General features: G+C 45.5%; 19 protein-coding genes. 14 read left to right on the forward strand and 5 right to left on the reverse strand.

Going from position 1 to position 14980, the window contains the following annotated elements; all coding sequences use genetic code 11:
* Position 1: 1 nt before the first annotated feature.
* Complete coding sequence (radC, locus tag ACZM60_RS03940) at positions 2–691, reverse strand: RadC family protein (RefSeq protein WP_340319387.1); 690 nt, start codon at positions 689–691, stop codon at positions 2–4.
* Entirely contained in the window at positions 692–1681 is a 990-nt protein-coding gene (locus ACZM60_RS03945) for a glycosyltransferase family 2 protein (RefSeq protein ID WP_021970459.1), read from the reverse strand. It abuts the gene before it with no gap.
* 374 nt (positions 1682–2055) lie between these two features.
* On the opposite strand from ACZM60_RS03945, the gene ACZM60_RS03950 reads away from it, so the two are divergent.
* From ACZM60_RS03950 to ACZM60_RS03965, 4 genes are read left to right on the forward strand one after another with little or no spacing between them, the layout of a single operon-like run.
* Positions 2056–2562, forward strand: coding sequence for an RNA polymerase sigma factor (locus ACZM60_RS03950; RefSeq protein ID WP_489520876.1), 507 nt, complete (start codon positions 2056–2058; stop codon positions 2560–2562).
* On the forward strand, positions 2535–3035 hold the full coding sequence (locus tag ACZM60_RS03955; protein WP_340319384.1) for a hypothetical protein: 501 nt from the start codon (positions 2535–2537) through the stop codon (positions 3033–3035). Before ACZM60_RS03950 ends, ACZM60_RS03955 begins: the two co-directional genes overlap by 28 nt.
* Before the next feature lie 8 nt (positions 3036–3043).
* Complete coding sequence (locus ACZM60_RS03960; RefSeq protein WP_489520877.1) at positions 3044–3493, forward strand: DUF6108 family protein; 450 nt, start codon at positions 3044–3046, stop codon at positions 3491–3493.
* Between the two features lie 28 nt (positions 3494–3521).
* Entirely contained in the window at positions 3522–4409 is an 888-nt protein-coding gene (locus tag ACZM60_RS03965; protein WP_489520878.1) for a hypothetical protein, read from the forward strand.
* Between the two features lie 85 nt (positions 4410–4494).
* On the opposite strand, the gene efp is transcribed toward ACZM60_RS03965, so the two are convergent.
* Complete coding sequence (efp, locus tag ACZM60_RS03970; RefSeq protein WP_021970464.1) at positions 4495–5061, reverse strand: elongation factor P; 567 nt, start codon at positions 5059–5061, stop codon at positions 4495–4497.
* Positions 5062–5250: 189 nt separating this feature from the next.
* Between efp and rpmH the strand changes: the two genes are divergently transcribed.
* The 7 genes from rpmH to ACZM60_RS04005 all read left to right on the forward strand — a co-directional run bounded on the left by rpmH (position 5251) and on the right by ACZM60_RS04005 (position 10546).
* Complete coding sequence (rpmH, locus tag ACZM60_RS03975) at positions 5251–5412, forward strand: 50S ribosomal protein L34 (RefSeq protein WP_489520879.1); 162 nt, start codon at positions 5251–5253, stop codon at positions 5410–5412.
* A 127-nt stretch (positions 5413–5539) separates the two neighbouring features.
* A complete protein-coding gene (locus ACZM60_RS03980; protein ID WP_340319381.1) occupies positions 5540–6190 on the forward strand; it encodes a PASTA domain-containing protein in 651 nt (216 codons plus the stop codon).
* Between the two features lie 26 nt (positions 6191–6216).
* On the forward strand, positions 6217–7284 hold the full coding sequence (locus ACZM60_RS03985; RefSeq protein ID WP_021970022.1) for an RluA family pseudouridine synthase: 1068 nt from the start codon (positions 6217–6219) through the stop codon (positions 7282–7284).
* Positions 7285–7294: 10 nt separating this feature from the next.
* Positions 7295–8275, forward strand: coding sequence for a D-alanine--D-alanine ligase (locus tag ACZM60_RS03990; protein WP_489520880.1), 981 nt, complete (start codon positions 7295–7297; stop codon positions 8273–8275).
* A 46-nt stretch (positions 8276–8321) separates the two neighbouring features.
* The gene (locus ACZM60_RS03995; RefSeq protein ID WP_489520881.1) at positions 8322–9476 is read left to right on the forward strand and encodes a 1-acyl-sn-glycerol-3-phosphate acyltransferase; all 1155 of its coding nucleotides are present in this window, start codon (positions 8322–8324) and stop codon (positions 9474–9476) included.
* Positions 9473–10135, forward strand: coding sequence for a NigD1/NigD2 family lipoprotein (locus ACZM60_RS04000; RefSeq protein ID WP_489520882.1), 663 nt, complete (start codon positions 9473–9475; stop codon positions 10133–10135). The genes ACZM60_RS03995 and ACZM60_RS04000 overlap by 4 nt, the downstream gene beginning before the upstream one ends.
* A 12-nt stretch (positions 10136–10147) precedes the next feature.
* Positions 10148–10546, forward strand: a complete 399-nt coding sequence (locus ACZM60_RS04005; RefSeq protein WP_021970018.1) for a rhodanese-like domain-containing protein — start codon at positions 10148–10150, stop codon at positions 10544–10546.
* Positions 10547–10627: 81 nt separating this feature from the next.
* Here ACZM60_RS04005 and ACZM60_RS04010 read toward each other — a convergent pair whose 3' ends face one another.
* Together ACZM60_RS04010 and ACZM60_RS04015 are read right to left on the reverse strand one after the other, a co-directional pair.
* Positions 10628–11593 carry a Rossmann-fold NAD(P)-binding domain-containing protein gene (locus tag ACZM60_RS04010; protein ID WP_021970017.1) on the reverse strand — a complete coding sequence of 322 codons (966 nt, stop codon included), beginning with the start codon at positions 11591–11593 and terminating at the stop codon, positions 10628–10630.
* 94 nt (positions 11594–11687) lie between these two features.
* Positions 11688–12935, reverse strand: a complete 1248-nt coding sequence (locus ACZM60_RS04015) for a glutamate-5-semialdehyde dehydrogenase (protein WP_489520883.1) — start codon at positions 12933–12935, stop codon at positions 11688–11690.
* 167 nt (positions 12936–13102) lie between these two features.
* On the opposite strand from ACZM60_RS04015, the gene ACZM60_RS04020 reads away from it, so the two are divergent.
* From ACZM60_RS04020 to ACZM60_RS04030, 3 genes are all read left to right on the forward strand, one after another.
* Positions 13103–13330 (forward strand): DUF2007-related protein, encoded by a 228-nt coding sequence (locus tag ACZM60_RS04020; protein WP_021970015.1) that lies wholly within the window; start codon positions 13103–13105, stop codon positions 13328–13330.
* Positions 13327–13797: a hypothetical protein gene (locus ACZM60_RS04025; protein WP_489520884.1), complete on the forward strand. Its 471-nt coding sequence runs from the start codon at positions 13327–13329 to the stop codon at positions 13795–13797. Before ACZM60_RS04020 ends, ACZM60_RS04025 begins: the two co-directional genes overlap by 4 nt.
* A gap of 115 nt (positions 13798–13912) precedes the next feature.
* Complete coding sequence (locus ACZM60_RS04030; RefSeq protein WP_489520886.1) at positions 13913–14818, forward strand: lytic transglycosylase domain-containing protein; 906 nt, start codon at positions 13913–13915, stop codon at positions 14816–14818.
* Positions 14819–14980: the final 162 nt, after the last annotated feature.

Consider the following 14980-nt stretch of genomic DNA (forward strand, 5'->3'; position numbering starts at 1 on the left):
GTCACAACCTTCCCTCGTCGCAATAACTGTAATAATCCCCGTCGGTTATCACCAGATGATCGAGCAGGCGGATGTTCATCAGCTCGGCAGCACGCCGTACAGCCTCCGTCAGCCGGTCGTCGTCACGGCTGGGAGAGGTATTTCCTGAAGGATGGTTATGACAAAGCACCATCGATACCGCACGTTTCAACAAAGCTTCACGCAAAATACAGCGGACATCCACCTGTGTGGAAGCCAGTCCGCCATGACTGATACGAATACGGTCTATTACCTTCGACGACTGGTTAAGCAACAACACCCAGCATTCCTCCACCGAGAGGTCACACATCAGCGGATAAAACACTTCGTATATGTCTTTGGAACATCTCACTTGCCGACGTTCCAGAGGTTCTTCCTCCATCCGTCGCCTGCCAATCTCCGAAGCAGCCAGAATTGTGACAGCCTTTGCCGGACCTATTCCCTTGTAGCGGCAAAGCTCCTCGATAGTTGTCTTTCCCAGTTCACCCAAGCTGTTGCGGTGGTCGCCCAGCACTTTCCGCATCAGCTCCACCGCCGAATCTTCCGTATTACCCGAACCAATCAGGATTGCCAGCAGTTCGGCATTCGACAACGCCGCAGCGCCATGCTGCATCATTTTCTCACGCGGGCGGTCTTCTTCCGCCCATTGGTTGATAGTCAGTTTGTTTTCCATTTACTCATAAAAGTTCTTCTCGAAGGCGGAAAACGCTCCCTTGCCTCGCACACAGCGTTTCCACCATGCCGACAAGAAGCCGGTTCCATACCCCGTCAACTGTATAAACGCAGCAATGACGGATAATATACCGATATACAAACTTTTATTTTGTATGGAAGAATCAATGAATATAATCACAGCAAACAAGGCAAGCAGCAAAAGTGCCCACGGACACACCAGCGAAGCAAGCAGCACCAGCACCACACCTACCGTAAAAACGGCAGGAAGCATGTGTACCAGTTTAAGCGACTCCGGGTATTTCTTATACAGATTGATGCGTGCGATACCCGAATTGTGCACCTGTTTGAAGAACTTTTTCAGGTCGGTACGACGCTTGTGCCATACCCATGCTTCGGGAAACAAGCGGCAACGATACCCTCCTTTAAAGATACGTATACTGAAATCAATGTCTTCGCCAAAACGCATCTTCGAGAAACCTCCCAGCGCACGATACACCTCGGCACGTACGCCCATATTGAAACTGCGCGGATAAAACTTATCCATTTTCTTCTTTCCCCCGCGGATGCCTCCTGTAGTGAAGAAAGAAGTCATGGCATAGTTAATTGCCTTTTGGGTAGGCGAGAAAGAATCGTGTGCACGGTCCGGTCCGCCGAAAGCATCGGCAGGCTGACGCTTCAGTTCTTCGTCGACGGCAGCCAGATAACCCGGCGGCAGCACACAATCCGAATCCAGAATCAGCAGATACTCTCCCCGACTGCGTTCAGCCCCGAAGTTGCGGGTCTGCCCCGGTCCGGAGTTAGGCTTATTATAATAATGTACATCCAGTTGCGTACGGTATTTCTCCACTACCTGCTCACAAGGTACGGACGATCCGTCTTCCACAACCAGCACTTCAAAATCATCCAGCGTCTGTTCCGTAAGGCTTTGCAGCAGTTCATCCACCTCATCGGGACGATTGTATACGGGAATAATAAAAGAATATCTCATAGTCTGTTCGTTCGGTTTATTTTACAAAGATACGTCTTTCTTGAAAGTATGCTGAACTTTGGCGGAGTTTCTTCAACATTTTCCGCATACACAATGAACGGTTTCTGAAAGCCTGCCGGGTTCCGGATATTTTTTGTACAAAGTTTTTTGGATTTTGTACAAAAAATAAAAAAACGTCCCGACATTTTCCGGGAAAGACGACGGACAGCCGACAACATCGCCAGCACGATTTTTTTCGGCAACAAACGATTTGTTTTCCCCATCTTCGGCGAGAGAAAAAAAAAAGAAGAAATTTTTATTCTTCCCTTGTTACAAAACATATAGCTTTACGTTTACCTTTTTGAAAACAATTCGTACGACCCGATTAACAAAGCATGAGTAAAGAAACACTGACATCGACTTTCACCGAGCTGAGAAACGGTTTTCTCAGACTGGCCATGCGCTTCCTGCCCAATAAGGAGGATGCCGACGATGCACTACAGGAGGCGTTCTTCCGCTTGTGGAAGCATGCCGACCAGATCGGTTCGCGCGAAGAAGCAGAAGCCCTCACGGTAGTCACGGTAAAGAATCTGTGCATCGATACCTTGCGCAAGAAGAATCACCTGCCTACGGTGGAACTGGACGAGAACCGGGATGATTCCATCTCCGATTCGGCAGCCGAAAGTCTGGAGAAAGAAGAACGCTTCCGCATGGTGGAACGTATCATCGAACTCCGGCTGACACCTCTCCAGCAGCAGATTCTGCACATGAAAGAATACGACGGGAAGACGTACAGCGAGATAGCCGAGAGTCTGGGCATGCAGGAACCTGCCGTACGCATGCAACTGTCGAGAGCGAGAAAAGAAATCAGGGAATGTTACTTAAAACAAATGGAACGATGAAAGAATACGAACGGACTTTTCAACAGTGGAAGGAGCTGGCCGCACGGTATTTCGAGGCCGAAACGACCGATGCGGAAGAAGAGGCGCTGGCACGCTTTCTGGCTACTCCGGAGGCACAAGGCAAAGAGTTCGATGAACTTCGTGCCGTCATGGGATATGTCGCTACCGGACGCGCCGTACACCGCAAGCAGCGAACACGCAGCATACGGTTGCGGTACTATGCGGCAGCAGCGGCAGTTGCAGCCATCCTAACGATGGTAACCGCCTGGCAGTGGACGGAAAGGGCGAACGTATGCGTGGCCTACATCAACGGCGAACGCTGTACCGACAAGGAAATTGTACTGGCCGAGGCCCTGAAATCGGTGGAAAAGGTACGCCACGATTCACCCGAAGAAACCCTTCAGGGGCAGTTATCGGATATCTTCCAGACGCTGGAGGAAGGAGAATCTGCATCAGTTGACAATCAAAAATAAATAGATATATGATAAGACGATGGATTATAATATGGATGACTCTGCTGATTGCACTGCCTCTGTGGGCACAGAAAGGCATGCATGTAGAGTCCCTGTTCGGCGGGCGCTTCAAGCAAGACAAACGGGCGGTAGAAGTTCTTATCAAAGGTAAGGAACTGAAAAAGTACCACCTGACGCTTTTCCGCAGCCTGACGGTGACCGATGCTCCGGCGTTGTCGGAAGAAATCGAAGCACTCGTCAGCCAGGATGCCGCATCGGCTGTCGACAAGGAGGTGGGAACGGTAGGGAAACGGCTCTACTATGGTTTCTACTGTTTCCCGGCACGAGATGAAAGTTACCGGTATCTGTTCTACCGGAATGCCGCAGTAGCTCCCGGCGGCAGCAAGAAACCGGAAGTGACTGTGGTATACATGGAGGGACAAGTCACGCTGGAAGAGCTGAAACAACTGTTCAAATAAAATGGTAATTCATAATACAACTGAAAATATGAGAAAAATATTTTTGCTGGCAGGACTCCTGCTGGCTGCGGCAAACGGATATGCCGGAAGTACAGACTCGCTGAAAGTAGAAAGTGTAGTAAGTGTGGAAAATCCGGAACGGGTAACCATTACGGAATCAGACAATCGTTTCAAGGTCGAAATAGAGGGTAAGAAAGGGAATCCTAACTTCCGTTACACCCGTGATGTGGAATTATCTCCTTCGGAAGTTTCCGTTACCAAGGAACGCAGCAGCAACTGGGATTTCAACATTCCGTTCAAAAAACGCACATCGGCCAAAAGAAACAAGCGGAATGAATTTCAGGTGAAAGACTTCAAGATAGGACTTTCCAGCGTGCAAGGAGCTCCCGATGGCATGGATGTGAACATGGGCTCATCGTGGGAAATCACCACTCCTACCTTCGGATGGGCCTATTACCCGTGGAATACAGAAACCTCCCTCTCCATCGGAGTTGCGTGTAGCTGGCGCAACTACCGGATGACGGGCAAGCAGCGTTTTATAAAAGATGCAGGAACCGATATATATATCGGCAGTTATCCGGAGGGAGCCGACATTCAGTTCTCACGTATCAAAGTATTCAGTTGGGCGTTTCCCGTTATGTTTACTCATGAAACGAAAAACGATTTCAGCTTCAGCGTAGGAGCCATCGTCAATTTCAACACGCATGCCAGTCTGAAAACACGGTATAAGCTGGAAGGACAGGAATACAAACTGACCGACAATAACATTCATCAGACTCCGGTTACAGTCGACCTCCAAGCCTCCATCAGCTACAAGTCTGTAGGATTCTACGTAAAATACAGCCCGTGCAAAGTACTCGACACAGCATACGGCCCCGAATTTACGGCATTGTCGGTAGGACTTATCCTGTTCTGACGATGAGCCGGCAATAAACCAAAAAGCCATTCCCGCTTCATTGCAGGAATGGCTTTTCACCTATTATATATATCAGTCTGATAAATTATGCTTTTACACGACCTACGTAAGAACCATCGCGAGTATCAACTTCGATGATTTCGTCCTGATTGATGAACAAAGGCACACGTACAGTAGCACCTGTTTCAACAGTAGCAGGCTTAGTAGCGTTTGTAGCAGTATCGCCTTTCAGTCCCGGTTCTGTGTAAGTAACCTTCAACTGAACCTTAACCGGCAATTCAGCGAACAAGATAGTTTCAGTAGAAGCATCAGATACAACGTCTACTACCATTTCTTCTTTCAGGAAGTCAACACCTTCGATCAGATCGTGAGCGATAGGCACCTGTTCGTATGTTTCCTGGTTCATGAAGATATAATCTTCACCTTCCTTGTACAAATACTGGTACGGACGGCGTTCTACACGTACATCTTCCAGTTTTTCACCGATGTTGAAACGACGTTCCAATACATAACCATCAACAACATCTTTCAGTTTTGTACGCATGAAAGTGTTTCCTTTACCCGGTTTTACATGCAAAAAGTCGATACAGAAATACAGCTTTCCATCCATACGGATAGCTGTTCCGATCTTAATGTCTTGAGCATTAATCATAACTAAATCCTTTTATTATTATGTTATTATTGATTGTTGCGTAATAATTCGAGTGCAAAATTAATCTAAATCACGAAAAAACGCAAAAAGATTTGTCTAAAAATGATTTAGCTATTGGTTTATTTAAAAAAAGTCACTAATTTTGCAGCCCGAACGCATAGAATAATAACATAAATAGTATATACGAAAATGAAAAGAACTTACCAACCCTCTAACAGAAAGAGAAGAAACAAACACGGTTTCCGCGAAAGAATGGCAACTGCAAACGGTCGCCGAGTATTGGCTGCACGTCGTGCTAAAGGTCGTAAAAAACTGACTATATCAGACGAATACAACGACGTTAAAGCATAAGAACGTTAGACAGAAAGATTTAAGAGAGCCGCAAGATACTGAGATAGCGTTTTGCGGCTTTTCTTTTCACAAAGCATAGCGGAAAAGAAAAAATTGTATCTTTGCAAAAATTATATAGCTGAATAATATGGTGACACTGAAAGATTTCTTTTCATTCAAGAATAACCGTTTTTTCTGGCTCAACATCATCGGTATGGTGGTAGCCATTGTTGTTATCGTGTACGGTACGTTGTGGGGACTTGACATCTATACTCATCACGGAGAATCGTATGTAGTGCCCAACATTAAGAATAAGGAGTTAAGCCAGGCGCAGATATTGCTGAACCAGCAATCCATGCAAGGCGTAGTAATAGATTCGAATTATGTAAAGGAACTGCCCGCGGGCATCGTTCTCGACCAGACTCCGGCTGGAGGAATGCGGGTAAAGAAGGGAAGAACCATCTACCTGACCATCAATACCAACGAGGTTCCTAAGGTGAAAATTCCTGATGTCATCGACAACAGCTCCATGCGTCAGGCTGCCGCCAAGCTGAAAGCCATGGGATTCCGCCTGACGGAACCCGAAATGGTAGCAGGAGAACAAGACTGGGTATACGGCATCAAGTACAGAGGACGTTCGCTGAAAGCAGGCGACAAAGTACCGAGCGAAGCGCTGCTGACGCTGTGTATCGGCAGCACGCAAATACGTGATTCGCTGAGCATGGACTCACTTAATATGCAAATAGAAATGGATGCAGCAGGAGAAGAGGCTCCTACTGTAGACGATTCGTGGTTCTAAAAGATTCAACAAGTTCAAGACAACGAATGGCAGAAGATTATATAAACGAACTGGACGACTCGCTGGATGATGTAGAGCCGGTAGAGCGTTCTTCCGAATTATACGAGCACTTCCGTGTAGTAGTAGATAAAGGACAGACTCCGGTGCGTATAGACAAGTATCTGTTCGAACGCATCGTGAATGCTTCGCGCAACCGTATTCAGGCTGCGGCCGATGCGGGGTTTGTCATGGCAAACGGCAAGCCGGTAAAAAGCAGCTATAAAGTAAAGCCGCTCGACGTACTGACCGTCATGATGGACCGTCCACGCTACGACAATGATATTATTCCCGAGGATATTCCGCTGAACATTGTTTACGAGGATGATGACCTGATGGTCATCAACAAACCTGCGGGACTGGTAGTACATCCGGGGTGCGGAAATTATCACGGCACGCTGGTGAATGCCATTGCCTGGCATCTGCGTGACGTACCTTCCTACGATCCAAACGACCCGCAGGTGGGACTGGTTCACCGTATCGACAAGGACACTTCGGGATTGCTGGTTGTGGCCAAGACTCCCGATGCAAAGACCAGCCTGGGATTGCAGTTCTACAACAAAACCACCAAGCGCGAATACAATGCACTGGTGTGGGGCATCATCGATGAAGACGAAGGAACCATCACCGGAAATATCGGACGCAACCCCAAAGACCGCATGCAGATGGCTGTCATGAGCGACCCTACTCAGGGTAAACATGCTGTGACTCATTATCAGGTACTGGAGCGTCTGGGTTATGTCACACTGGTAAAGTGTGTGCTGGAAACCGGACGTACCCATCAGATTCGTGTACACATGAAGCACATCGGACACGTATTGTTCAACGATGAGCGTTACGGTGGTCACGAAATACTGAAAGGTACTCACTTCAGCAAGTACAAACAATTTGTAAACAACTGCTTCGAGATTTGTCCCCGTCAGGCACTTCACGCCAAAACGCTGGGATTTGTTCATCCGCGTACAGGCAAAGAGATGTTCTTTACATCCGAATTGCCCGAAGACATGACCCGTCTGCTGGACAAATGGAGAACATATATAAGTAACAGAGAAGAATAACAAACAAATTATGAAACGCATCATTGCTATTGTTGCCGGAGGAGATTCTTCGGAACATGATGTCTCCATGCGTAGCGCAGAAGGCATATACTCTTTTATCGACAAAGATAAGTACACCTTATATATAGTAGAGCTCACCAAGAAAAAATGGGAGGCTTTGTTGCCCGACGGCAGTCGTGCACCGATAGACAAGAACGATTTCAGCTTCAGTCACGACGGTCAGAAGGTGAAACCCGACTTTGCATACATTACCATCCACGGCACTCCGGGAGAAAATGGTATTCTGCAAGGCTATTTCGAACTGCTGGGTATCCCCTACTCTACTTGCGACGTGCTGGTTTCGGCCATGACATTCAGCAAATTCACACTGAACCAGTACCTGAAAGGTTTCGGTGTACGTGTAGCCGAATCGCTGCTGGTAAACAAACGCCACGGCATAAGCGATCAGGATGTCATCGAGAAAATTGGTCTTCCCTGCTTTATCAAGCCTAATGCCAGTGGCTCCAGCTTCGGAGTAACAAAGGTAAAGACAGCCGACCAGATACAGCCTGCCCTGAAAGAGGCCTTTGCCGAATCGGACGATGTCATGATTGAGGCTTTCATGGATGGTATTGAACTTGCCAACGGCTGCTACAAGACCAAAGACAAATCGGTTGTCCTTCCCATTACCGAAGTTGTCAGCAAAAATGAGTTCTTCGACTATAATGCAAAATATAAAGGCGAAGTGACTGAAATCACTCCGGCACGCCTTAGCCCGGAACTGACCGACCGTGTACAGAAACTGACTTCGGCTATCTACGACATACTGGGATGCAAGGGTATTGTACGCGTGGACTACATCATCACGGAAGGAGAAAAAATCAACATGCTGGAAATCAATACCACTCCGGGCATGACAGCTACCAGCTTCATCCCGCAGCAGGTTCGTGCCGCCGGCATTGACATCAAGAATGTCATGACAGATATTATCGAAGATTCATTTCAAAAATAACCGGAAATTCCGTATATTTGAACATTGACTTATAAAACAGAAAAACATGAACATACCTGCCGAGTTTGACGAAATCCGTCCCTATTCTCCCGAAGAGCTTCCACAGATCTTCAAGGAGTTGTTAGCCGATCCCTCATTTCAGGCAGTGCTGACAAATATCATTCCCGGGGTACCTGTTGAAATGCTTGCTGCAAAGCTGTATCAATGTAAGACGAATCTGGATGTACAGAAGACATTTTTCCACAAACTGCTCCACGATATCATCGACAAGTACAGCGATGGTTTCGACATGGACACATCTTCGCTGAGTGATAAGAGCCGGAATTATACTTTCGTTTCGAATCACCGCGACATTGTTTTAGACCCAGGATTTCTGTCTGTCGGACTTTTAGACAATCATTTTCCGACAACCGTAGAAATTGCCATCGGCGATAATCTGCTGATCTTCCCATGGATCAAGAAACTGGTACGTATAAACAAGGCATTTATCGTACAGCGTGCCCTTTCGATGCGCCAGATGCTGGAATCATCGGCTCGCATGTCGCGTTACATTCATTTTGCGATTACGCAAAAAAAGGAAAACGTATGGATTGCCCAACGGGAAGGAAGAGCCAAAGACTCGAACGACCGGACACAGGACAGCGTATTGAAAATGCTTGCCATGGCGGGCGAAGGTGATATCATCGACCGGTTGAAAGAACTGAATATCGTTCCTACTGCCTTATCGTATGAATATGATCCGTGTGATTATCTGAAAGCGCAGGAGATGCAGCAGAAGCGTGATATCGAAGGGTTCAAGAAAAGTCAGGAAGACGACCTGAACAATATGCAGACAGGTATATTCGGTTACAAGGGAAGAGTACATTTCCAGACAGCTTCCTGCATCAACGAAGAACTGGAAGCCTTGCGAGGACTCCCTAAAACGGAAGTGTTCTCCAAGATATCCGAACTGATTGATGTGCATATCCACCGCAATTACCGTATCTATCCGGGAAATTATGTGGCATGCGATCTGCTGGAAGGCGGACAAACTTTTGCCAGTCATTATACAAATGACGATAAGGTGCGCTTCGAAAATTACTTGCAGAAGGAACTGGATATGATTCAGTTGCCCAACAAGGACGAAGCCTTCCTGCGCCGTTGTATGCTGACAATGTATGCCAATCCGGCACTCAACCACCAGAAAGCTCTGAACGTATGAAACAAGCGATAGCAATGGTTCTTCTTCTTTGCATGCTTCTTTGGGAAGGATGCAAGGAAGAAGACTATGTATACCCCAGTGTGGTAACCGAATTTATCGGTGTACAGACTGACCATGAGGGAACCATTTCACAACTGGTTGCAGATAACGGAACCGTATATCCTGTGCTTCAGCGTGACGGTCTGGGAGGACTGGTAGCCGATACACTCTATCGTACTGTATCTATTTATGAGCCTATCGTACAGGAAGAAGGAAAAGAAACTGCCGCCCAACTGTATTCATGTCAGCTTGTTTTATCGATGGATCCGGTTGCTGAAGCCGCTTTCAAAGGAAACATCAAAACCGATCCGGTAGATATACAAAGTATCTGGCTGTCGGGCAACTATGTGAATATGATACTGCTGGTACAGTATAAGGACCAGACTCATGCATATCATTTCATTGATGAAGGCTTTACTCCCAACGAAGACGGTACGCAGACACTGAACCTGCGCCTGTACCACGACCGGAGGAACGATTATGAAGCGTTTACCAAACAAGTATACTTGTCGGTTCCGCTCAAGAATTATTTGCAATTGTTGAGAAAAGGCGATAAAATCCGCTTTAGCCTCAATACTTACAAGGAGCAAGAAACCTATCGGGAATTTGATTACCAATAAACAGTAAACACTATGATTAAGAGCATTTACTTTATGTTTTTTGTATGCGCCTGCCTGTTCGGGTTATTCGCATGCAGCGCCAAATCACAAGATAAATTCAAGAACCTGTCATCCGATGACTTCGAAAAACTGATTCAGGACGAAAATATTCAGCGGGTGGACGTACGTACTGTAGCCGAATATAGTCAGGGACATATTCCGGGTAGCCTGAACATCAATGTTCTGGACGAAAAATTTGCAGCAGAAGCAGATGAACTGCTCGACAAGGAACGCCCGGTGGCTGTGTACTGCAAGAGCGGAAGAAGAAGTCGTAATGCAGCACGTATCTTGACTAAAAAAGGGTTTAAGGTTTACAACCTGGATAAAGGATTCGAAAACTGGAAGGAATCTGGTAAAGACATCGAACTCTAAAAAATACACATGCGGACATTTATAGGAAATATCTGAACTTTCCACGCAAATGTCCGCATGTCTTTTTATCATAATACCGGCTTACTTCAACGACTGAAGCATACGTTTCAATACAACTGTAGCCGAAATTTCGCGGTTAGCAGCTTCTGGAATAACCAGCGAAGTAGGTGCTTCTATCACATCATCTGTCACAATCATGTTACGACGAACCGGCAGGCAGTGCATAAAGTAAGCATTGTTTGTTACAGCCATGTGAGCAGTATCCACCGTCCAGCTCATATCCTTACTCAGAATCTTACCGTAATCGGCAGGATTTGTCACTCCCGGACAAGCCCAGTTCTTGGCATAAATAAAATCTGCCCCTTCGAAAGCTTTCATCTGATCGTATTCTACATGTGCTCCACGTACAAATTTCGGATCAAGTTCATAACCTTTAGGATGAGTAATCACAAAATCTACATCTGCCTCATTCATAAAATCGGCAAATGAGTTAGGAACAGCCTGCGGCAGTGCACGAGGGTGAGGAGCCCATGTCAACACAACTTTCGGACGTTCTTTCTTTTTGTACTCTTCAATGGTAATCAAGTCGGCAAATGCCTGCAACGGATGTCCGGTTGCTGCTTCCATCGAAAACACCGGTTTGCCGGAGTACTGAATGAACTGATTCAAGATCTTTTCAGTATAATCGTCTTCACGACTTTCGAAACGGGCAAACGAACGTACACCGATGATGTCGCAATAAGAAGCCATTACAGGAATAGCTTCAAGCAGATGTTCACTCTTGTCACCATCCATCACGACTCCACGTTCTGTTTCCAGCTTCCAAGCTCCCTGATTTACATCGAGGACAATCACATCCATACCTAAGTTACGTGCCGCTTTCTGCGTACTAAGGCGGGTACGCAAGCTGTTGTTAAAGAAAATCAGCAAACAAGTGCGATGCTTGCCCAGCGATTCATATTTATAACGGTCCTTCTTTATTTCGAAAGCTTCTGCAAGGGCGGTCTTCAAATCACCCAGATCGAATACATTTGTATAGGTTTTCATACGATCTATTGTATATAAATTAATATTAGTACGGCAAATATACTATAAAAATACAATATAATAGTATATCATTTCGAATTCTTGCAAAAATATTCTATTTACGGATTTGTCCGTTGCCTTCAATCAGCCACTTATAAGTAGTTATTTCTCGCAATCCCATCGGTCCGCGTGCATGTAATTTCTGGGTACTGATACCTATTTCTGCTCCCAGTCCAAACTGTGCACCGTCTGTAAATGAGGTAGGTGCATTGGTATACACACAAGCCGCATCGACCATGGCACAAAAATAACCGGCAGCCTTTTTATCTTCGGCAACAATACATTCGCTATGTTTCGAACCGTATGTATAAATATGCGATAAAGCTTCTTCTATATCGGCTATCGTCCGTATTGCCATTTTATAATCGAGGAACTCTGTTCCGTAACTGTCGGCTGTAGCATGACAAAGCAATTCTGACGGATAATGACCATCCAAGGCTTTATAAGCAGCCTCATCGGCATAAATCGTAACTTTACTATCCTGAAGAGGAGCACATAAAGCTGGTAAATCTGCCAGTCGGGATGCATGAACCAGCAGGCAGTCGAGTGCATTGCATACGCTGACACGACGGGTCTTTGCATTGTTGACAATAGCTGCCCCCTTTACAACATCGCCCGAGGCATCGAAATAAGTATGACAAACACCAGCTCCTGTTTCTATAACCGGAATGGTGGCTTCCCGACGTACATAGTTAATCAGATTGCTGCTGCCACGCGGAATAATCAGATCGACCAGTCCTTCGGCGTGAAGTAATTCGGCTGTTGCCTCACGACTTGCAGGCAGTAACTCTACTACATGTGTATCTATTCCCAGTTGTGCCAAGACTTCGTGTATCACTTTTACTATTGCCCGGTTCGAACAGTCGGCATCACTTCCACCTTTCAGCACACATGCATTTCCACTTTTCAGGCAAAGCGAAAAGACATCGAAACTGACATTGGGACGTGCTTCATAAATAATGCCGATAACCCCGAAAGGAACACTTACTTTCTTCAGATGCAACCCGTTCGGACGAACGGTTTCCTCCAAGATTCTGCCAAGTGGGGAAGGCAGAGCTGCCACATTCCGCATATCGGATGCAATTCCTTCCAAACGTTCTTCCGTCAGCTTCAGCCTGTCGTACTTCGGGTTTGCAGGATCCATCCGCTGAAGGTCCTCCCGATTGGCTTCCAGTATTTCTCTACTATGCTTCACGGCTGCATCTGCAACTGCAAGCAACACCTTGTTTATCTGTTCTTCGTCCAACAATGGCAGCCGGCGGGAAGCCTGACGGACATCGTGTAAAACTTCATTTATATTCATACGACTATTTGTTACTCAATACAATGATTATCTGCAAAAATATCATTATTTCCATGATTTCAATTCTTTTCTTTATTTTTATATAAGATATTACGAAAACTTTCTTATCTTTGGATAAACATACAGAGAGTATCAACCCTTTTTATTAACCACTAAAACAACGAGCTATGGAAACTAAAACGTACGGATCACTGGTAGAAGTTTTCAGAGGCAGCCTCTGGGAAGCAGAATTAATAAAAGGTTTGTTAGAATCAGCCGGAGTATCAGCTATGCTGAAGAATGAAACATTATCAGCTGTCACCTCTCCTTATTTACCAACGGGAGATGTACTGGTAATGGTTAATAAAGAGGAAGAAGTTTATGCTAAAAAAGTAGTATTGGAAAGAAAAGTATGAAAAGAAAGATCTTTGCAGCGATGGCTGTTCTGGCTTTTTCAGCATTCAGCATGAATGCACAAACATTAAAATCAACTACATGGAAAGCCTACGGGGTTAGTTTTAAAGCTCCCGCAGGCTTTAATGTCGAAGATGATTCAGAAGAAGGATACATTATCAGTACGCCAACCTATTACATTATGGTACAGCTTTTGGAAGGAGAAGGTATTCAGCCTTCGGAACTTTCACAAGAGTTGAAAAACATTGCGACTGACGATGAAGTGACTAATCAAACGCCTGTTACCACTTTCGAACTTCCTCAGTTTTATGGTGCGCAACTGAAAGGGAACTGTGAAACCGAACAATGCGTATATTCTTATCTGCTGACAAAAGATGGAAGCAGCGGTTTTTACGTGTCCATCACTTATACAGACAAGAAAGACAATACTCCCGAGGCTATTCTGAAAAGCTTTACGCTGGAGGAATAATATGCCACTATCCAAAGGCATTATAAAAAGATACGATATAATGAAACAACCTATACCAACCTATATTTCAACTCGCTGGTGGAACACTTTGTTTTTATTGGCCATTTTATTGCCGATGGGAGTTCTGCCAGCAACAGCTCAAGATTACAATGAAACCACAGCCTTAACTTATAGTTGTCAGGATATTCCCAAAAGCATAACTTTCTGCGGGAAAAATATTGACCTGACCCGATTTGACCGGCGTGAACGTATCGATCGTGAATTACTGGCTTTCACGTATATGCACAGTACCTCCATCCAAATGATCAAGCGGGCTAACCGGTATTTCCCGATAGTGGAATCCATTCTGCGTGAGAACGGAATTCCCGACGATTTCAAATACCTGATGTCGATAGAAAGTAATAATAACCCGCTGGCACGTTCGGGAGCCGGAGCTGCCGGACTCTGGCAACTAATGCCGGGTACAGCGCGTGACTTCGGTCTGGAAGTTGGACACAGTATAGACGAACGGTATCATGTAGAGAAAGCAACACAAGCTGCCTGCAAATATCTTAAACAGGCTTATGCCCGCTTCGGAAACTGGACCAGTGTAGCTGCATCATATAATGCTGGTCAAGGGCGTATTTCCCGCGAGCTGGAACGTCAGTATGAAGAGAATGCTCTCGACCTCCAGCTTGTAGAAGAAACGGCGCGTTATGTTTATCGTATCTTAGCAGCTAAGATCATGTTTGCCAATCCACAGAAATTCGGTTTCCGTCTGCGTGCATGCGACTTATATCCGGTTATTCCTTATCATGAAATAAAGATAGAAGAAAGTATTGAGGATCTTCCCCGTTTTGCTAAGGGAAGAGGTATTACATACGCTCTCTTACGAAACATGAATCCATGGATTCGCAGTAATTCGCTTCCGGTACACGGGAAGCAAGTGTATTATATCCGAATCCCTGACAAGGAAGAAATGCATTACAACCCACGGGTAATTATTGCACATGATCCGAACTGGGTAGTGAAAGAAAAATAAGATTCGTGATATACATACGATTAAAGGCCGTCAAAATTTCAATTCAGGAAGAACAAACCTTTAATACGTGAGTTCGGGATAAGAAAGTATCTTTAAAAGTTGGTAATCACCGAATTATTTTGTATATTTAAGTCTGACAAACAATTAATTACAAATTAACAA

The organism is Phocaeicola sp. (genome assembly GCF_057861905.1).